The organism is Pseudomonas imperatae (genome assembly GCF_057128625.1).
Genome location: NZ_JBSKHP010000028.1, coordinates 65,349 through 84,199 on the forward strand (window position 1 = coordinate 65,349; position 18,851 = coordinate 84,199).

13 protein-coding genes and 1 riboswitch are annotated in these 18,851 nt (G+C 67.4%); of the genes, 6 read left to right on the top strand and 7 right to left on the bottom strand.

The window, feature by feature from the left end; genetic code table 11:
- Positions 1-2 precede the first annotated feature (2 nt).
- A complete protein-coding gene (locus ACWKWX_RS27005; RefSeq protein ID WP_416424930.1) occupies positions 3-875 on the top strand; it encodes an isochorismatase in 873 nt (290 codons plus the stop codon).
- A 54-nt stretch (positions 876-929) separates the two neighbouring features.
- Positions 930-1,676: a 2,3-dihydro-2,3-dihydroxybenzoate dehydrogenase gene (gene dhbA / locus ACWKWX_RS27010; RefSeq protein WP_483829390.1), complete on the top strand. Its 747-nt coding sequence runs from the start codon at positions 930-932 to the stop codon at positions 1,674-1,676.
- An 81-nt stretch (positions 1,677-1,757) separates the two neighbouring features.
- On the opposite strand, the gene ACWKWX_RS27015 is transcribed toward dhbA, so the two are convergent.
- Positions 1,758-2,660, bottom strand: coding sequence for a sterol desaturase family protein (locus ACWKWX_RS27015; protein WP_483829391.1), 903 nt, complete (start codon positions 2,658-2,660; stop codon positions 1,758-1,760).
- Positions 2,661-2,940: 280 nt separating this feature from the next.
- Here ACWKWX_RS27015 and ACWKWX_RS27020 point away from each other — a divergent pair, with 280 nt between their 5' ends.
- Both ACWKWX_RS27020 and ACWKWX_RS27025 read left to right on the top strand, forming a co-directional pair.
- Positions 2,941-4,491 (top strand): carboxylesterase/lipase family protein, encoded by a 1,551-nt coding sequence (locus ACWKWX_RS27020; protein WP_483829392.1) that lies wholly within the window; start codon positions 2,941-2,943, stop codon positions 4,489-4,491.
- 140 nt (positions 4,492-4,631) lie between these two features.
- A riboswitch (Fluoride riboswitch) is annotated at positions 4,632-4,700 on the top strand.
- Positions 4,701-4,780: 80 nt separating this feature from the next.
- The gene (locus ACWKWX_RS27025; protein WP_483829393.1) at positions 4,781-6,091 is read left to right on the top strand and encodes a voltage-gated chloride channel family protein; all 1,311 of its coding nucleotides are present in this window, start codon (positions 4,781-4,783) and stop codon (positions 6,089-6,091) included.
- Here ACWKWX_RS27025 and ACWKWX_RS27030 read toward each other — a convergent pair.
- Genes ACWKWX_RS27030 through ACWKWX_RS27055 form a run of 6 tightly spaced genes read right to left on the bottom strand, consistent with a single transcriptional unit; the run spans position 6,042 to position 15,471 of the window.
- Positions 6,042-7,256 carry a glycosyltransferase family protein gene (locus tag ACWKWX_RS27030; protein WP_483829394.1) on the bottom strand — a complete coding sequence of 405 codons (1,215 nt, stop codon included), beginning with the start codon at positions 7,254-7,256 and terminating at the stop codon, positions 6,042-6,044. The two genes, ACWKWX_RS27025 and ACWKWX_RS27030, sit on opposite strands and share 50 nt — an antisense overlap.
- Positions 7,229-11,404: a glycosyltransferase gene (locus ACWKWX_RS27035; protein ID WP_483829395.1), complete on the bottom strand. Its 4,176-nt coding sequence runs from the start codon at positions 11,402-11,404 to the stop codon at positions 7,229-7,231. The genes ACWKWX_RS27030 and ACWKWX_RS27035 overlap by 28 nt, the downstream gene beginning before the upstream one ends.
- Positions 11,397-12,083 (bottom strand): 2OG-Fe(II) oxygenase, encoded by a 687-nt coding sequence (locus ACWKWX_RS27040; RefSeq protein ID WP_483829396.1) that lies wholly within the window; start codon positions 12,081-12,083, stop codon positions 11,397-11,399. Before ACWKWX_RS27040 ends, ACWKWX_RS27035 begins: the two co-directional genes overlap by 8 nt.
- Positions 12,070-13,395, bottom strand: coding sequence for a polysaccharide pyruvyl transferase family protein (locus tag ACWKWX_RS27045; RefSeq protein ID WP_483829397.1), 1,326 nt, complete (start codon positions 13,393-13,395; stop codon positions 12,070-12,072). The genes ACWKWX_RS27040 and ACWKWX_RS27045 overlap by 14 nt, the downstream gene beginning before the upstream one ends.
- A complete protein-coding gene (locus tag ACWKWX_RS27050) occupies positions 13,392-14,672 on the bottom strand; it encodes an ABC transporter ATP-binding protein (protein ID WP_483829398.1) in 1,281 nt (426 codons plus the stop codon). Before ACWKWX_RS27050 ends, ACWKWX_RS27045 begins: the two co-directional genes overlap by 4 nt.
- Positions 14,662-15,471, bottom strand: a complete 810-nt coding sequence (locus ACWKWX_RS27055) for an ABC transporter permease (RefSeq protein WP_473002790.1) — start codon at positions 15,469-15,471, stop codon at positions 14,662-14,664. The genes ACWKWX_RS27050 and ACWKWX_RS27055 overlap by 11 nt, the downstream gene beginning before the upstream one ends.
- A gap of 323 nt (positions 15,472-15,794) precedes the next feature.
- On the opposite strand from ACWKWX_RS27055, the gene wecB reads away from it, so the two are divergent.
- Both wecB and ACWKWX_RS27065 read left to right on the top strand, forming a co-directional pair.
- Positions 15,795-16,904, top strand: coding sequence for a non-hydrolyzing UDP-N-acetylglucosamine 2-epimerase (wecB, locus tag ACWKWX_RS27060; RefSeq protein ID WP_473006877.1), 1,110 nt, complete (start codon positions 15,795-15,797; stop codon positions 16,902-16,904).
- A gap of 194 nt (positions 16,905-17,098) precedes the next feature.
- A complete protein-coding gene (locus ACWKWX_RS27065) occupies positions 17,099-18,838 on the top strand; it encodes an ABC transporter permease (protein WP_473002789.1) in 1,740 nt (579 codons plus the stop codon).
- The last annotated feature ends 13 nt before the right edge of the window (positions 18,839-18,851 follow it).

Sequence of the window (18,851 nt, forward strand, 5' to 3'; positions counted from 1 at the left end):
CCATGGCTATCCCGAAACTCGCCAGCTACCCCATGCCCACGGTCGCCAGCTTCCCGGCCAACAAGGTCAACTGGGCCCTCGATCCGTCGCGGGCGGTGCTGCTGATTCACGACATGCAGGAATACTTCCTCGACTTCTACGGCGAAGACAGCCCGCTGGTGGCCCAGCTGGTGGCCAACGTCGTGGCCCTGCGCGCCTGGTGCCACGCCCAGGGCATCCCGGTGGTGTACACCGCCCAGCCGTCCGAGCAGAGCCCCCAGGACCGTGCGCTGCTCAACGACATGTGGGGTCCGGGCCTGACCACCGCCAGCCGCCAGGTGCAGCAGGTGGTGGCGCCGCTGCGCCCGCTGCCCCAGGACACGGTGCTGGTGAAATGGCGCTACAGCGCGTTCATTCGCTCGCCGCTGGAGCAGATGATCAAGGAAGGCGGGCGCGACCAACTGATCATCTGCGGCGTGTACGCCCACATCGGCTGCATGGTCAGCGCCACCGAGGCGTTCATGCGTGACATCAAGCCGTTCTTCGTCGGCGACGCGCTGGCCGATTTCTCCGAGGAAGAGCACCGCATGGCCCTGCGCTACGTGGCCACCCGTTCGGGCTTCGTCACCGACGTGCAGAGCATCATTGGCCAGCAGGGCCAGGCGCTGGACCAGGCCTGGCTGCTGGCCCAGCTCACGCCGTTCCTGGACGCCGACGACGGCGAGCCGGGCGCCGACGACAACCTGATGGACTACGGCCTGGACTCGGTGCAGGTGATGACCCTGATCGGCAACTGGCAGCGCGACGGCCTGGACGTCAGCTTTGCCGAGCTGGCGAGCAAGCCGACCCTGGCCGGCTGGTTGGCGGTGCTGTCGGCCAAGCGCCAGGCCGCCTGATTTCTCTTTGATTCGCCGCCCCGAGTGTGGGGCGGCTTGCCGTGAGTAGCTGCAATGGATTTTACCAACAAGTGCGTATGGGTGACGGGCGCGGGGCAGGGCATTGGCTTGCAGGTGGCGTTGCGTTTCCAGGCCGCCGGCGCTCAAGTGATCGGTTTCGACCGTGCCTTCAATGAGCCCGCGTACAGCTTCCAGACTGTGGTGCTGGACGTCACCGACCCCATCGCCGTGGAGCAGGTGTGCCAGGAAATGCTTGGCCAGCAGCCGCGCATCGACGTGCTGGTGAACGGTGCCGGCGTGCTGCGCCTGGGCAATAGCGATGAGCTGTCGGTGGACGACTGGCAGGCCTGCTTCGACGTCAACGTCTCCGGGCCGTTCTACCTGTTCCGCCAGCTGGTGCCGGTGTTCAAGGCCCAGCGCCAGGGCGCGGTGGTGAGCATCGCCTCCAACGCCGCCCACGTGCCGCGCCTGAACATGGCCGCCTACTGCGCGTCGAAAGCGGCCATGGTGGCGCTGAACAACTGCATCGGCCTGGAACTGGCCGAACACGGCGTGCGTTGCAACCTGGTGTCGCCAGGCAGCACCGACACGCCGATGCTGCGCGACATGGTCGGCGGCCCCCAGGGCTTCACGCGCCTGGTGGCCGGCCTGCCCGAGCAATACAAGCTGGGTATCCCGTTGCGCAAGATCGCCACGCCGGACGAGATCGCCAACGTGGTGCTGTTCCTGGCCTCGGACCTGGCCAGCCACGTGACCATGCAGGACCTGGTGGTGGACGGCGGGGCAACGCTGACCGCCTGACGTTTTATGTGGGAGCTGGTTTGCCAGCGAGCTTTCAGGGCCTGAACATCTCGCTGGCAAGCCAGCTCCCACAAAGGCGTGTCAGTTGCGCCGCCCACCCAACGCCGCGCGCAACGCTTCCGGCACTACCGCCGCGTCCTGCTTGCGCTGCGCCCGAAACGGCTCCACGCACTGGGCCACATACCCCACCGGGTAATCCGGCCGGTCGCCAATGCCCACGTCATCGCCCAGGCGGTAGCCGGGCAGGTGCAGCGCCGTGCCCAGCAGCCGGTCCCAGCAGGTGAAGAACAGGCCGAAATTCACGTCCCCCACACGCCCGTATTTCAGGTGGTGCAGGCGGTGCACCGGCGCCCAGGCGAACACATGGCGCAGCGCACCGATGCGCATGTCGACATTGCTGTGCTGCAGCAGCAATTGAATGCCCACGGCAAAGCCCAGCAACGCCGCCAACTGCGGCGGCAGCCCCAGCAACAGCAACGGCAGCACGCCGCCCAGCGCTTCCAGGGTCTGGTGCAGCGGGTGCTTCATCAACCCATTGAAACCGTACATGCGCGGCACGCTGTGGTGCACGCTGTGCAGGCGCCACAGCACCGGCAAGCGGTGGCTGGCGAAATGCACCAGGGTAATGCCCAGGTCGGCGATCGGCACCGCCAGCGCCAGTTGCAGCCACAGTGGCCAGTGGCTGGGCCACAGCCCGGGGTTGGGCAACAGGAACGCCAGCAGCGGAATGGTGATGACGCCCAGACCATTGATGCCCTCGTTGACCAGCGCGTGTAGCAGGTCGCGCGGCTCGTCCTGGTGGCTGGCGTTCCATTGCGGGCGGTAGGGCAGCCAGCGTTCGGCCAGGGTGGCGACGATGACGGCTGTGGCCAGCAGGACCAGCAGCAGGGGCAGCGGCAAGCCGTCGCCGACCAGCCACAGGCCGGCGGCGAGGAAACCGAAGAAAAACAGCGGGGCGTAGAGACGGGCGAACAGCAGGCGCATGGGTAACTCCCTTGGGGTCATCGGGCCGGCAGCATCCGTGGCTGACGGGCTTGCGCGCTTGAACAGACGGCGCAAGGGGACGGTAACGGCGCAACCCAGCCAGTTACGTAGGACGTTTCCTAAAGATCTGAAGAAAATTCCTACGCCATTTAAAGCGTGCGCTGATCGCCCCGTTGGCAATTTATTTTCTGTCGGGTCATTAGCTCACTATCTATTCTTCCAAGGCCGCTCGCCGGCGCATAACAACAAGCAAGGAGCTGATGCTCCAAGGAAGGTCTTGATGCCACTCGAATCATCCCGTCGCCGTTTTCTCCAGCACTGCCTCAGCGTTTCCACCGCCGCCCTGTTGCCGCCGTTCGCCCTCGCCGACCTGGCTTCGCCTACTCAGGTGACCGTCGCCCAGGGCGTGCTGCAAGGCCAGCAGCAGGCCGACGGCACCCGCACCTGGAAGGGCGTGCCCTTCGCCCGGCCACCGGTGGGCAAGTTGCGCTTCAAGGCACCGCAGCCGCTGCAGGCCTGGTACGCACCCCTGAGGGCCGAGGCCTATGGCCCTTGGGCGGTGCAGCAACCCTATCCGCCGGTGTTGCAGGACAAGCCCAAGGGCGAGGAGGACTGCCTGTACCTCAACGTCTGGGCGCCCGCCAGCCCGGCAGTGCACGTGCGCCCGGTGCTGGTGTGGCTGCATGGCGGCGCGTTCGTGCTGGGCAGTGGTGGCGACCCGCGCTTCGATGGCAGCGACTATGCCCGCCGGGGTGACCTGATTTTCGTCACGGTGAACTACCGCATGGGCGGCTTTGGCTACCTGGGTGTGCATGCGGAGCCGGGCGCCGCCAACCTTGGCCTGCAGGACCAGGTCGCCGCGCTGCGCTGGGTGCGCGACAACATCAGCGCCTTCGGCGGCGACCCACACAACGTGACGGTGATGGGCGAGTCGGCCGGGGCCATGTCCATCGGCTGCCTGCTGGGCGTGCCGGCGGCCAAGGGCCTGTTCGCTCGCGCGATTATCCAGAGCGGCGGCGCGCGGCCGTTGTTCCAGGCCGACGAGGCCGCGCAGGTGCTGCACCAGGTGCTGCAGGCGGGCGGCGTGGATGCCGCGCAGTTGCAGCAGATGCCGGTGGCCGAGCTGAACAACCTGTTCATCAAGGTGGCGGAGCAGTCGAATACGCCGCTGTTGGGCGGCGAGGCCTACCACCCGGCGGTGGACGGCAGCCTGCTGCCCGTGCACCCGCTGGAGGCGCTCCACGCGGTGCCGACGCTGATTGGCCACTGCCGCGACGAAAGCGGGCTGTTCGTCGCCGGCAAGGCGGTGAACCTGCTGGAGGGGTTGCCGGCGCGGGTGCGCGCCAAGGTCGGCGAGGCCACCTGGGCGCAGGTTGAGCAGACCTACCAGCAGAGCACGGGCGCCGGGGGCGACTGGCAGCGCGAGCTGTTCAGCGACATCTTCGTCGGCGTGCCGGCCCTGCGCCTGGCCGACCGCCTGGCCGCCGCGGGTGCGCCGGTGTGGGCGTATCGTTTCGACTACGCCAATGCCGGGCCCTACGGACCGTGCCATGGCAGCGACATTCCCTACACCTTTGGCCTGGGCCAGCCGGGCAAGGGGCGTGGCAGTTTCACCGCGGCGGAGCAGAGGCTGTCCGAGCAGATGCGCGACAGCTTCATCGCCTTCGCCCACACCGGCAGCCCACAGACCGCGGCGCTGCCCACCTGGCCACGGCATGAGCCGCAGGCGCTGGCCTACCTGCGCTTCGACACTCCGGTAAGCGTGGCCAGCGATTACCTCGGCGCCGCGCGCCGCGCGGTGTGGGAAACCGTCCCCATCGCCGCCCTATAACACCGTAGCAGCGGCCGCAGGCCGCGTCCTGGGCCCTGTGCGGTACCTGGGACGCGGCCTGCGGCCGCTGCTACGGGGGTGAATATTCCGTAGGGAGCGGTGGGGCCGCTGTTGTGTGCGGCTGGAGTCTTTGGCTATGATGCCACCCCGGAGATGGCATTCCTCCTTGAACCGCCGCGCTGGCCGCAGCTGATGATGCCTACAGACACCTGATCACAGGGGCTGTAGGCGTACGCGCAACAAATCCCTCCTGGTCAGGCACCTTCTTTTCCTTGTGGCTGACCCCTTCATGTCAAGATTCAAGCGTTTCGAACAACTGCAACTGCTGCCCTACCTGGGTAAATGGCTGCTGCTGGCAAGCCTGGTGGCCGTGCTGGCCGGCAGTGCCTCGGCGTTTTTCCTGTTTGCCCTGGACTACGTCACCGGCACCCGCGAAAGCCACCGCTGGCTGATCGCGCTGCTGCCCGTGGCTGGCTTCGTGGTGGGCTGGATCTACTACCGGCTGGGCAAGTCGGTGGAGGCGGGCAACAACCTGCTGATCGACGAAATCCACGACCCGAAAAACGTTGTGCCGCTGCGCATGGTGCCGCTGGTGCTGGGCGGCACCCTGGTGTCGCACCTGTTCGGCGCCTCGGTGGGCCGCGAGGGCACGGCGGTGCAGATGGGCGGGGCGCTGGCCGACCAGCTCACGCACCTGCTGCGCCTGCGCCGCGAAGACCGGCGCATCATCCTCATGGCCGGTATTGCTGCAGGCTTTGCCTCGGTGTTCGGCACGCCGCTGGCCGGCGCGGTGTTCGGCCTGGAGGTGCTGGCCATCGGGCGCATGCGCTACGACGCCTTGTTCCCGTGCATGGTGGCGGCCATCGTCGCCGACCAGGTGGGCCTGCTGTGGGGCGTGCACCACGTGCACTACGCCATCGGTGAGATCGTCCCGGTGGGTGCCTGGAGCCTGGTGGCAGTGCTGATCGCCGGGGTGATATTCGGCCTCGCCGGGCTGCTGTTCGCCAGCGCCACCCACCGCCTGGGCGCGCTGGTGAAACGCCTGATCGGCTACCCGCCACTGCGGCCGTTCGTGGGCGGCATCGTCATTGCCCTGGCGGTGTGGGCGCTGGGCGCCTACGACTACATCGGGCTGGGCATTCCCGGCATTGTCCAGGCCTTCCAGGTGCCCGTGGCGCCGTGGGACTGGGCCGGCAAGCTGGTGTTCACCGTGGCGTCCCTGGGCTCGGGTTTCAAGGGCGGCGAAGTGACGCCACTGTTCTACATCGGCGCCACCCTGGGCAACGCCCTGGCACCGCTGCTGCACCTGCCGTTCGCGATGCTGGCGGGCATCGGTTTCGTCGCCGTGTTCGCCGGCGCCGCCAACACCCCGCTGGCGACCATCATCATGGCCATGGAGCTGTTCGGCGCCGACATCGGACCGCTGGCAGCGGTGGCGTGCATCGCCAGCTACCTGGTGTCGGGGCACACCGGCATCTACAACGCCCAGCGCGTGGGCCACAGCAAGCGGCGTGCTGGCGAACTGCCCGAGGACTTGCGCCTGGGCGAGCTCAAACAGTATCGAGCGACGCAGGCCGAGGCGCGCAAGCGTCAGCCGTAGCGGGCGCCCGCACGAACAACCGCGCCTGGGCAAAGCGCGTCGACCAGGCGTTGGCGGCGCGAAAGCGCTGCACGCTGGCCAGCGGCTCGCGGTAGCCCAGGGCGCGCGCAAGCGTCGGCCCCAATGGCTGGCCAGGGTCGGCCAGAAACACGCCATCGGCCTTGGCGTGCTGGCGCATTTCACCAAACGCCGAACTGATGACCGGAATGCCCAAGGCCCGGTATTCGTAATATTTGATCGGGTCGACCGACTCGGTCAGCGTGTCGATCTTGAACGGGATCAGCCCCACGTCGAAGTCGCGCATGGCGCGCATGGCGTCGGTGTGGCTGCACTGCGGGCGCAGGTGAATGTTGGCGGGCAAATGTGCCGGCACCTGCCCAAACACCGGGCCTATCAGGCGCACGCAGGCGTCGGGGCGCGCCTGGGCCAAGGCAATGACCAACGACCAGTCGAACCACTTGGCGATAGCCCCCACGTAACCGATGAGCGGTGCGGTGCCCGCGGCCCGCGCTGACCTGGAAGGTGCCAGCAGGCGCTCCGCAGCACAGGCATTGGCCACCCACTGTGGCGTTGCCCCCAACTGCTGGACGCGCTGCATCAGGGCGCTGGACGAGCACCAGACCCTGCGCGCCGCCAGCACCGTCTGCTGCTCGCGGCGGGCCATGGCCCATCGTGACCAGCCTTTGTAGAACAGCGACACGTCATCCATGGCGTCGTAGCAGTTGTCGCTCAGCAGCGGGCAGGCCATCAGTTGCAGGGCCAGATGCGAGGGCTTGCCCACTACCAGCAAGGCAGGCTGGCGGGCGAAGGCCTGCACGGCGCGCACTGTGCCTCGCCACAGCCAGCGGTTCAGCCACGCGGACAGTGGCAGGGGTTCGATGGGCAACGCCAGCGGCTTGATCACCTTTAGCCAGGGCGGCACGGGCACGTGTGGCAGGGCGGCTTGGGACGGGCCGAGCACGTCGTCCAGGTTGGGCAGGCGGGTGGGGTAGGGGTCTACCCACAGCACCTGCCCGCCGGTTTGCCGGTGGAAGCAGGCGACCATCTCGTGGGGCCGCTGGGTGACGCTCTGCCAGGCGATGGGCGCCAGGTAGACCATGCGCTCGTGCAGCCCCGCAGGGTGCGGTTGCTCTGGTTTCAGGGGCGGTAGGTGTGCGGTTGCCATGGGCCCCACTTGGTTTCGTAGTGTTTGCGGTTGCGCTCGAACAGCGCCTGGCGCGCGGGCGCCTGCATGGCGTCGAACGAGGCGGACAGGTGGTGGTGGATGAAGGCGTCTTCGGCGCACACGCACCTGAGCCCGGCCTGTTCCACCCGGCGGCAGTAGTCATCGTCCTCGAAAAACCCCAGGCCGAAGATTTCGTCCAACGGGCCGAGGGTGTCGTAGGTGCTGCGCGGCATCATCACGGCGAAGAAGGCCAGGGTGCGCAGGTCAAAGTGCTGCCCACAGTGGCCACGGGTGTAGCGCGCCGCCGCTTGCCGCAGGTCATCGCCGGGGGCCATGGGCAGGGTGACTCTGGCCTCGTTGCCGATGTTGTCGGTCACCGGCCCGATCAGGCCGATGCCCGGGTCGCGGCGCAGGTGCTGTTGCAGCGTGCGCAGGGCGCCGGGCATCACCTGGGTGTCATTGTTGAGCAGCATCAGGTAGGCGCCCCGGGCCAGGGCCAGGCCCTGGTTGTTGGCGGCAGAGAAGCCGCGGTTGTCGGCGTTGAGCACGATGTGCCGGCCCTGGCCCTGGCCGGCCCATTGGCTGAGGTAGGCCGGTGTGCCGTCGCTGGAGGCGTTGTCCACCACTATCACCTCCAGCACCGCGTCGTCGCCTTCCAGGCTGGCCAGGCACTGGCGGGTGAGCGCCAGGTTGTTGTAGGTCACCACGATCACGCTGAGGCTGGGCTGGTGGGTGGCAGCCTGCACTGCCTGCACCAGCGTCTGGGCGCGATGGCCCCAGGTCTGCTGGCGGGCAAAAGCCTGGCGCGCGGCCTGGGCCTGGGGCAGGTCGGGGGTGCCCAGCACGGCGTGGATGGCCGCCAGATACTCGGGAATTTGCCGTGCAGTGCTGACGTGGCCGGCAAACTGCTGCAGCTCGGGCAGGTCGGTGGCCACCACCGGCTTGCCGGCGCTCAGGTATTCGTAGACTTTTACCGGGTTGGTGGCCAGCGTCAGCGGGATGACCTGGAACGGCAGCAGGCACACGTCGAAGGCATGCAGGTAATAGGGCAACTGCGCGTACGGCACCTCGCCGGTGAACACCACGTTGGCGTGGCCGCGCAGGTGCGCCGCGGCGTTCACGGTGTCGGCGCCCACCAGCAGGATGCAGCAGTCGTGGAAATGCTCGGCGATGGCCGCCACCACCGCCAGGTCGAACCACTCGGCGATGGCACCGTAGTAGCCGATGATGCGCCGCTGGCCGGGGTCCTGGTAGCGCTGGGCGGGTACCTGGGCGAAGTAATCATAGTCGGCGGCGTTGCGCACCACGCACGTTTGCCGGGCCTGGCCGGCCCAGGCCTGCTCCAGCCAGGTCGAGGTGAACAGCGTCAGGTCGGCGCTGGCCAGCAGCGCTTTTTCCATGGCCAGCAGGTGGGCGTTGTCGTTGCCGAAGCCTTCGTGGTTGTCCATGCAGTCATAGACCAGGCAATGGTCGGGCAGGGCCTGGGCCACCCCGGTCCAGAAGGGGTGGTTGACCAGCGATACGCAGGCCTGGCCGTCGGCCCATTGCAGCAACTGCCCCAGGCCCTGGTGCAGTTGCCGCAGGTGCGCCGCGCTGGCGGCGTCGCGGTAGATGTTCGGCGCGCGGCGGGCAAAGAGCTTGATCTGCATGAGGCGGCCGTGGGTGTCCAGGGCCTCGGCCTGGAAGCCGGGCTCGTCGCGGTCCAGCAGCTCGCTGGACACGTAGAATACCCGGTGGCCCTGGCTGGCCAGCACCTTGGCCAGCTGCTGGGGGCGCTGGTGGCGGAAGTGCCAGTCGATCACGCCCCACACGAAGTAGTCGGGGCTGCCCGCCACGGCCGGGGCCAGCGCGGGCAGGTCGGCCGGCGGCGTGCGGGCTTCCAGCACCTGGCGCACCGGGCGCAACGCGGGCTTTACCAGGCGCCGGTAGAGGGTGCCGAGGCGATAGCGGGCGCTGGGCGAGAGTGGCAAGCGGTAATAGAGCTGGCGCAACAGTTGCCGGGGCGGCGGGGGCGGTAGCAGGGGCTCGGCCGCCGACGGGCCGGCGGGCTCGGCGCCACGCGGCCGGTGCGCCTGCCAGGCGCCCCATTTGCTTTCGAAGTAGGCCTGGTTGCGGTCCCACAAGGCCTGGTATTCGCCGGTGGCGATCAGCTGCTTGAAGGTGGCCTGGCCGTAATGGTGGATGTAGGCGTTCTCCACGCACACCGTGCGCAACCCGGCGGCCTGCACGCGGCGGCTGTAGTCGTCGTCCTCGAACAGGCCGATGCCGAACTGCTCGTCCAGTTCGCCTACCTGCTCGAACACCTCGCGGCGCATGGCCACGCAGAACATCGCCAGCATGGGAATGTCGAAACTGGCGTTGGCCTGGGCGGCCTGGTGGCGGTCGGCGAAACCTTGTAGCTGGGCGATGTCGGTGTAGTCCACCGCGACCCTGGCTTCATTGCCGACGTTGTTGGTGACCGGCCCCACCAGGCCCACGGTGGGGTCCTGCAGGCGCCGCAGCAGCGGCTTGAGCCAGCCGCGCGGCACCACGGTGTCGTTGTTGAGCAACAACAGGACCTGGCCGTCGGCTCGGCGCAAGCCCTGGTTGTTGGCAGCGGCGAAGCCACGATTGTCAGGGTTGAGGATCACCTCCAGGCCCGGCATGCGCTCGCGCAGGGCCGCCAGGTAGGTGGGGGTGGCATCCTGGGAGCCATTGTCGACCACGATCACCTGCAACGCCGGCCAGTGGCTGTTGCGCGCCACGCTGTCCAGGCACTGGGCGGTCAGGGCCAGGTTGCCGTGGGTGACGATGATGATCGACACCTTCGGCGCCTGCACCTGCATGGCCTGTTCGCACGCCAGGCGGCGCTGCTGCCAGGTGTTGTCCCGCGCCAGGGCCACCCGGGCGGCGCGATGGCTGGCGGGTTCTTCCAGGGCGCGGGCGATCTGTTCGACGAAGGCCGGGGCGTCGCTGGCGAAATAGACGTGCTCGCCATAATGGCGAATCTCCTCCAGCGGCACACTGACCACCGGCTTGCCGGCGCTGAGGTATTCGTACAGCTTCACCGGGTCCACCGCGTGGGTCACGTTGTAGAGCCGGAAGGGAATCAGGCACACGTCGAAGTGGTGCAGGTACAGCGGCATCTGCGCGTAGGGCCGGGGGCCTTCCAGCCTGACGTTGGGCAGTTGGTCGAGGCCGCCCAGGTCATCGACGAACACATCGCCCACCAGCACGAAGGTCCAGTCGGGGCGCTGGCGCGCTACCTCGGCCAGCAGGCCGAAGTCGAACCAGGCCGCGAGCGCGCCGTAATAGCCGATCACCGGGCCGGGGAAGGCCGGCAGCAGGGTGTTGGGCTGGCAGTGCTGCTGGAAGAAGCCGAAGTCCACGCCGTTGCGCACCACGGTGCAGGCCTGGGCGCGGCCCTGCCACTTTTCCAGCAGCAGGCGTGCCGAGACGCTGGTCAGCTCGGCAGCCGTGACCAGTTGTTGCTCGGCGGCCAGCAGTTGCGGGCCGATATTGGGGAAGCCATCCCAGTCGTCCATGCAGTCATAGGCCACCGGCCAACCGAGGCCCAGCACCAGGGGCGTCCAGTAGGCCAGGTGCACCACCGCCCAGGCGTGGCTGATCTGCTGGTCGGCGTACAGCGCTTGCAGGGTGTCGTGGAAGTGGCCACACAGCGCCGCGTCCGGCAGTTGGGTGTAGTAGTCGTGGGGCACGGGGCAGTCCAGGCGCACCTGCGTCACGTTGGTGCGCGGGTGTTCGAGTTCGTAGGGCTGGCCCCGCAGGTCTTCGGTTGAGGGCACGATGTAGAACACCCGCCAGCCGTTGTCGGCAAATTGCGCCATCAACTGCTGGGGGCGTTGGTAGCGCGCCTCCCAGCGGATGTTGGCGAAGCACAGCAGGGTCGGTTGGGCCGCGCGCCCGGGGTGGTTGGCGAGGCGTTGGCTGGCAGCGGCCGTCAACGGGTTGCGTACGGGTAGCTCAGGGTACCGCCAGACACCATGGCGCACCCGTCGAGACACCCTGCGCAGCGGTTCGCCCAGGCGCCAGGTGTGGCTGCCCAGCAGGTCCTCGACCTGGGCGCGGGCGGCATCGCGCTCGCTGCGCGCCAACGCGAGTTCGGCCTCGAGGATTTCCAGGGAAACAGGCGGGTGTTGCTCAGCCATGATGGTACTCGTGCAGGGGGCTTGGGTCGTTTTCCGGCCACATGGAGCTCAGCGAGCCGGGCCGGTAGAAGGTCACGGTCATGCTGCGCCGGGAATGGCTGCAGCCCTCCACCACGGGCGACACGGCATGCCAGGAGTCATCGGAGCGCACCAGCACCGCCGAGTTGCCCACCCGTGGCTCGATGACCGCGCTTACCGCGTTGATGTCCTTGCTGTGCAGAATGTTCAGGCAGCCGCCGTCGGCACGTTCCCAGGTGGCGTTGAAGTAGAGAATGTGGGTGACCACTTTGTCGCCCAGGTCGGGGTGGGCGCCCAGGCTGGCGCCGGGCCCATAGTGGAAGACGTTGACCTCCATGGGCGCGTTGCTCAGGTCGCGGTCGGTCAGGTGCGACAGCGCCGCGCGGTAGGCGGGTGAGCCCAGGTCGCGGGCCAGCGCCCGCCAGGCCTCGCTCAAGTGCTCGGCGTGGGCGATGGCGTCGCTGCCCATGGGCTTGAGCGCCCGGGCCTCGTATTCGTAGTCTTTCTCACCGCCGTAACCTTTCACGGTCTTGAAGTGGTCGCGCGGGAAGGTCAGGGCCAGGCCCTCGGCGTCGTGCACGGCAAACAGGCGGTCGATCTGCGCCCAGGCGTAGGGCTGGGCGTTGAGTTCGGCAGTGCGGATGCGGTCAATATTGAGCATGGGTCCCCCGATTTTTCCGTAGGTGTCTGAGTGCACGGGCAATGGCGCGCAGGGGCGCGGTCAGGCGCAACGACCTGGACCCCTGCAGGTGGCGGACCCTGGCTTCACTGTGGGCCAGCTGTGCTCGCAAGCTGGCCACGGTGGCCTGGCTCGGGTCTTCGAGTAGGTTGGGCAGGTCCTGCCACAGCGCGCCAAGGGCCGGTGCCGGGCGGCTGCGGCCCTGGCGCAGCAGGTGCGCGACGTGGTCCCAGTAGCGGTCCAGCGCCTGCATGGCCGCCTGGGCCTGGGCGCTGGGGCGGGTTTTGCCACAGCGCGCCAGGAACCAGGCCGTCGTCGCTGCCTGCCCGGGCGCCAGCGCATGCAGGCCCGAGTAGGGGGCCAGGGCGGTGTACTTGCCGCCGGCAAGGTCGGCCAGGCAGAACACCGGCACGCCAAAGGCCAGGCCGGTGATCGCCAGGTGGTAGCTGTAGCCGATCAGCGCCTGGGCGTTGCCCAGTATCTCGGCCAGCAGCAGCGGTTCGGGCCAGTACGGCAGGCGAATGGCCTGGGGCAGCCGCGCGGCCAGCAGGGCCGAGTCATCGTCCAGCACCGGGCCGATGGGAATCAGCACGACCTGCAGGTGGGCGAAGCCCTGGGGGTCGCTTTCCAGCAGGCGAACGTAGGGCTCGGCCAGCGTCAGTGCGTGGATGACGATGTAGCGCGGGCCCAGGCCCACCTCGGCGCATAGCTGGCGGAAGGCGGCGCTGGGCTGCTCGATGTCCAGCGCCCGGGGCAGGGCGAACGCGGTGTCGGGCAGCACCTCGATGGCGGCGTCGGGGCATACGGCCTGCAGTGCATCGCGCGACAGCGCATCACGTACCCGCACGCAGGCGCTGTGCGCCAAGGCCACGCGCAGCAGCGGTGCGGCCCAGTCCGGGATGGGGTTGCAGTGCATGCCCGGGGCGTTCCACACCACCGGGATACCCTGTTGCAGCGCAATCAACGCCGGGGTCAGCCAGTAGCCGGTGGGGTGGTGGATGCCGGGGTGGGGCGGCAGGTAGTCGGGGGCCACCAGCTTGTCGAAGCGAATCAGGAAGCCGCCACCAATCAGCAGCCCGTCCAGCGAGCTGGCCAGCGCCGGCAGGTCGCTGAGCGAGGTCACGGCAAAGGGCCAGGTTTGCGCCTCACGTGCGTGGTAGGACAGGCGGTGCAGCTGGATCGGCCCCAGGCGCCGGCGCAGCTCGGCCTCGGCCAGCAGCGGGAACAGCAGGTCGCCGTAATTCTGCACGTCGAAGGTGCCGACGATGGCGATGTGGCGGGTCGCTTCAGTCACAGGGGGGTTACCTCGTCCAGGCGCTTACTGCCGGTGCTCGCGCCGTCGTGGCCTTGCAGCCCCAGGTCGACCACGCCGAGAAAATGCTTGTCGTTGGGCAGCACGTCGAAGGCCAGCAGGCCGACCTGTTTTTCGATCAGTTGCGAGCTGTCTTCGGTGAAGCCGTTCATCAATTTCAGGGTGATGTGGTAGCGCCCCGGCCCCAGGCGCGCCGGGAAGCGCACGGTCAGGCTGGCCGGGTACCAGCCGTCTTCCTCGGGGCCAGGGCGCAGGGCGAAATTGGCGCCGCCGATCACCAGCAGGCGCGCTTCCTGGATGGTCACGCTGAGGTTGGGCCGTGCCACGCTGGCGCGCAGCCGCGCCTGCACCTGGAGCTCGATCTCGTCGCCGTGGCGGTAACTGCAGAACAACTGCCCGGTCACGGTGAAACAGGCCGCGCTGATGTGGCCCTCGTCGGTGCCGAAGGCCATGCCGTCGCGGGTGTCGAGAAAGGCCTTGCGCGTGACCGGCGTGCCCCCACCGCTGGCCCAGCGCCGTTGCTCGTCGCGCATGTCCAGCAGGTACAGCTCGGCCATTTCCTCCGCCGGCCCGCTGGCCAGCAACTGGCCGTCGCGCAGGTAATACACGCGCTGGCAGAAGCGCTTGACCATGCTCATGTCGTGGGACACGAACAGCAGGGTGGCGCCGCTGGCGGTCAGGCTTTCCAGGCGGTTGAGGCATTTGAACTGGAAGGAGGCGTCGCCCACCGACAAGGCCTCGTCGATGATCAGGATGTCGGGCTCCACGCACACCGACACGGCGAAGGCCAGGCGCACCAGCATGCCGCTGGAGTAGGTCTTGGTGGGCTGGTGGATAAACTCGCCAATATTGGCGAAGGCGCAGATTTCCTCGTAGCGCGCGTCGATCTGCGCACGGCTGAGGCCCAGCACCGCAGCGTTCATGTAGACGTTCTCGCGGCCGGTGAACTCGGGGTTGAAGCCCGAGCCCAGCTCCAGCAGCGCCGCCACCCGGCCCTGGCGGTGCACGCTGCCGCTGGTGGCCGTGAGGGTGCCGCACAGCAGCTGCAGCAGGGTCGACTTGCCGCTGCCGTTGCGGCCAATGATGCCCACCGTCTCGCCGCGACGAATCTGCAGCGACACCTGGTGCAGCGCATGGAACTCGCGGTAGAAGCGCTTGCGGTTGCGCAGCAGCAATTGCAGCAGGCGATGGCTGGGGCGGTCGTAGATCTGGTAGCACTTGCTCAGTGCCTGGGCGTCGATCAGCAGTTCAGAGGACATCGGCAAACGCCTTGCGGGTTTTCTGGAACCACAGGAAGCCCAGCCAGGCCACGGCCGTGCACGCCAGCAGTTCAATGCACCAGCTTTGCAGGCTGGGCAGCTGGCCCTGGATCAGCACGGCCCGTGCCTGGTCGATGAACAGCGCCATGGGGTTGAGGAACAGCCAGTGCTGCCAGCTGCCGGGCAGGGCAGAAGGCGGGTAGAAGATCGCCGAGACGAACATCAGCGCGGTGGTCAGCACCCCGGTCAGTTGGCCAATGTCGCGCAGGAACACCCCCAGCGAGCTGAGGGCCCAGCACAGGCCTTGGGTAAACAGCACCAGCGGCAGCAACAGCACCGGCAGGGCCAGCACCGTCAGCGGTGGCCAACCGGCCACGCACAGGTGGAACAGCAGCCACACCGCAAGGCCCGCGACGGTATGGAACAGCGCCGCGCCGAGGCTGACCCACGGCAGGATCTCCAGCGGGAACAGCACTTTCTTCACGTAGTTGGCGTTGCCCACCACCAGCCCGGGGGCGGCGTTGACGCACTCGGCAAACAGGTTGAACACCAGGAAGCCGGCGAACACGATCAGGGCGAAGCTGGCGTTGGAGTCGCTGCCCTGCCAGCGCGCCTTGAACAGGGCGCTGAACACCAGCGTGTAGATAGACAACAGGAAGATGGGGTGGAGCAGCGACCACAAGGTGCCGGCGATGGAGCCGCGATAGCGGCCGCTGACCTGGCGCCTGATCATCGCCACCAGCAATTCGCGGTGCCGCCATGGGCTGCTGAACATCCCTGCCTGCAACTCTTCAATCATTGAAGCCGACCCTTTGGAGCATGCGTCCCGCACACATGGCCGCCATGTTAGCCGAGCCGCGAGGCTGCGCAAGTGCGTTGGATCAACAATAGAATAAATACTTGAATGTATCCATTTTGCTACTAAGTTTAGCCAAATGACGACATATTCGCCGAAGAAGCTTTTTTTGAAATATTTTGCATAAAATTCAAAGGGTTGTGCAGGACGTTGCAGGGTGGCAACCCATTGGCGGCCGGCCCTGGCTGCGGCGGGGCAATTGACGCCCTTGCCCGCTCTGGCATCCTGCGCGGTGCAGATGGCATAGGGATATGACAGTGGACAGGATTCGGCACAAGGTAGTCTGCGTGATCGGCACGCGCCCGGAGGCCATCAAGATGGCGCCGGTGATCAATCAATTGAAGCAACATCCACGGTTCGACTGCCGCGTGGTGGCCACCGCCCAGCACCGCGGGCTACTGGACCAGGTGCTGGCGTTGTTCGACATCCAGCCCGATATCGACCTGGACATCATGCAGCCCAACCAGACCCTGGCCAGCCTCAACGCCCGGCTGCTGCTGGAGCTGGACCGGGTGTTGCGCGACGAAGCCCCCGACGTGGTGCTGGCCCAGGGTGACACCACCACGGTGTTGAGCGCCGCCATGGCCAGCTTCTACCAGCGCATTGCGTTCGGCCACATCGAGGCTGGGCTGCGCACCTTCGACCTCGACAGCCCGTTTCCCGAGGAGGCCAACCGGCTGATGGCCAGCCGCCTGGCGCGCTGGCACTTCGCGCCCACCGACGGGGCAGTGGCCAACCTTGTGGCCGAGGGGGTGGACCGGGCGGCCATCACCCTGACCGGCAACACTGTGATCGACGCCTTGCTGGCCGTCAGCGCTCGCCAACCAACCCTCGACGTCAAGCTGGCGCCGGGGGCGCGGATGATTTTGGTGACGGCCCACCGCCGGGAAAACTTCGGTGCGCCCATCGTGGCGATCTGCACGGCGCTCAAACTGCTGGCCGAGCGCAATGCCGACCTGCAGTTCCTGTACCCGGTGCACCCCAACCCCAACGTGCGCGAAGTGGCCTATGGCATGCTCGCCGACTGCCCGAACATTGTGCTGTGCGACCCGCTCGACTACGCCTCGTTCGTGGCCGCCATGCAGCGCGCCTACCTGATCATCAGTGACTCGGGCGGCGTGCAGGAGGAGGCGCCGGCGCTGGGCCGGCCGGTGCTGGTGCTGCGCGAGGACACCGAGCGGCCGGAGGCGGTGGCCTGTGGCGTGGTGAAACTGGTGGGCACCGACACCCAGCACCTGGTGGAGCAGGTGCAGCTGTTGCTGGACGACCACCAGGCCTACGCCGCCATGGCCCGTGGCGTGTCGCCCTACGGTGATGGCCACAGCGCCGCGCGCATTGTCGAGGTGCTGGCGGCGAGCCTGGCAGGGCAGGGGTAGCGCCGAACCTGAACGAACGGCAAACGTGACGCTTATTTTACGCCATTGTAACAATCACCTACCTATACTCCGCGGCGACGGCGCCCACCCGGCGCCGCGCCGACATTATTTTACCAACCCCTGATCTTGTGCTGTGCTGTAACGGTCCGCGTGGCCGTGCGGCGTGCGCGCAGGTTAATGCCGGAACTTGCCCTATGAACAAGGTACTGCGTCACTACATTCCGGCGTCGACGCTACGGTTGCTGCCCAACCGCTGGGACCTCATGGCCCTGCCACTGGTGGTGGGCTTCCTGCTGTTCTTCTCCATTGGCGCCCACCAGACCTGGGCACCGATCTCCACCCTGCAGACCCAGGTGATTTCCCTGGACCCGGCCGACCTGCCCGAGTACGCCGTGCGCACCACCTTGCGCATGCTCGCGGCCATGGCCGCGTCGCTGGTGTTCACCTTGATTTATGGCACCCTGGCGGCAAAGAGCCGGCGTGCGGAGAAGCTGCTGGTGCCGGTGCTGGACATTCTCCAGTCGGTGCCGGTGCTGGGCTATATCTCGTTCACCGTGACCTTCTTCCTGCTGCTGTTCCCCGGCCGGGTGCTGGGCGCCGAGTGCGCGGCCATCTTCGCCATCTTCACCAGCCAGGCGTGGAACATGACGTTCAGCTTCTACCAGTCGCTGCGCATGGTGCCCAACGACCTGGCCGAGGTGGCCAGCAACATGCAGCTGTCGGCCTGGCAGCGCTTCTGGAAGCTGGACGTGCCGTTCGCCATCCCGGGCCTGGTGTGGAACATGATGATGAGCATGTCCGGCGGCTGGTTCTTCGTGGTGGCGTCCGAGGCGATCACCGTGGGCGACAAGACCATCACCCTGCCGGGCGTGGGCGCGTACCTGGCCACCGCCATCCTGCAGCAGGACCTCAAGGCCGTGGGCTACGTGATTTTGGCCATGGTGGTGGTGATCCTGCTGTACGACCAGTTCCTGTTCCGCCCGCTGGTGGCCTGGGCCGACAAGTTCCGCATGGAAAACACCGCCTCCCAGGCCGGCGCGCCGGAGTCCTGGGTGCTCAACCTGATCCAGCGCACGCGCCTGGTACAGCGCATGCTGCGGCCCGTCACCCGCACCATCGGCCGCCTGGGCAACCGCCGCTTCAGCCTGCCACGCCGTCAACGCCGGGCCAGCGTCAACCCGGCGGCGTCGCGGCTGGTGGACTGGGTGTGGAACCTGGCCATCGGTGCGCTGACCTTGTATGCGCTGTGGCACATCGTCGAGTACGTGGGCAGTGAAGTGGGCCTGGATGAATGCCTGCACGTGGTGGGCCTGGGCCTGATCACCCTGCTGCGGGTGCTGTTGCTGATCGTCGTGGCGTCGCTGATCTGGGTGCCGCTGGGGGTGATGATCGGCCTGCGGCCCAAGTGGGCGGAGAAGGTCCAGCCGCTGGCGCAGTTCCTCGCGGCGTTCCCGGCCAACCTGCTGTTCCCGGTGTTCGTCATCGTCATTTTGCGCTACCAGCTGAACCCGGACGTGTGGCTGAGCCCGCTGATCGTGCTGGGCACCCAGTGGTACATCCTGTTCAACGTCATCGCCGGCGCCAGTGCCTTCCCCAACGATTTCCGCGAGGCGGCGGCGAACTTCCGCATCCGCGGCTGGCAGTGGTGGCGCACGGTGATGCTGCCGGGGATTTTCCCCTATTACGTGACGGGTGCGATCACTGCGTCGGGCGGTGCCTGGAACGCCAGCATCGTTTCCGAATTCGTCGCCTGGGGCCAGGACAAGGTCGTGGCCCACGGGCTGGGCGCCTATATCGCGCAAACCACGGCAGACGGCGACTTCCCCAAGATCACCCTGGGGGTGGTGGTGATGTCGCTGTTCGTGGTGCTGTTCAACCGGGTGGTGTGGCGCCCGATGTACGCCATGGCTGAAAACAAGCTGCGCATGAATTGAATGGGGAACCGTG

Bases quoted from the DNA above. Each gene is read 5' to 3' on its own strand.
- ACWKWX_RS27005 (WP_416424930.1), top strand. From the start codon at position 3: ATGGCTATCCCGAAACTCGCCAGCTACCCCATGCCCACGGTCGCCAGC.
- dhbA (WP_483829390.1), top strand. From the start codon at position 930: ATGGATTTTACCAACAAGTGCGTATGGGTGACGGGCGCGGGGCAGGGC.
- ACWKWX_RS27015 (WP_483829391.1), bottom strand. From the start codon at position 2,660: ATGCGCCTGCTGTTCGCCCGTCTCTACGCCCCGCTGTTTTTCTTCGGT.
- ACWKWX_RS27020 (WP_483829392.1), top strand. From the start codon at position 2,941: ATGCCACTCGAATCATCCCGTCGCCGTTTTCTCCAGCACTGCCTCAGC.
- ACWKWX_RS27025 (WP_483829393.1), top strand. From the start codon at position 4,781: ATGTCAAGATTCAAGCGTTTCGAACAACTGCAACTGCTGCCCTACCTG.
- ACWKWX_RS27030 (WP_483829394.1), bottom strand. From the start codon at position 7,256: ATGGCAACCGCACACCTACCGCCCCTGAAACCAGAGCAACCGCACCCT.
- ACWKWX_RS27035 (WP_483829395.1), bottom strand. From the start codon at position 11,404: ATGGCTGAGCAACACCCGCCTGTTTCCCTGGAAATCCTCGAGGCCGAA.
- ACWKWX_RS27040 (WP_483829396.1), bottom strand. From the start codon at position 12,083: ATGCTCAATATTGACCGCATCCGCACTGCCGAACTCAACGCCCAGCCC.
- ACWKWX_RS27050 (WP_483829398.1), bottom strand. From the start codon at position 14,672: ATGTCCTCTGAACTGCTGATCGACGCCCAGGCACTGAGCAAGTGCTAC.
- ACWKWX_RS27055 (WP_473002790.1), bottom strand. From the start codon at position 15,471: ATGATTGAAGAGTTGCAGGCAGGGATGTTCAGCAGCCCATGGCGGCAC.
- ACWKWX_RS27065 (WP_473002789.1), top strand. From the start codon at position 17,099: ATGAACAAGGTACTGCGTCACTACATTCCGGCGTCGACGCTACGGTTG.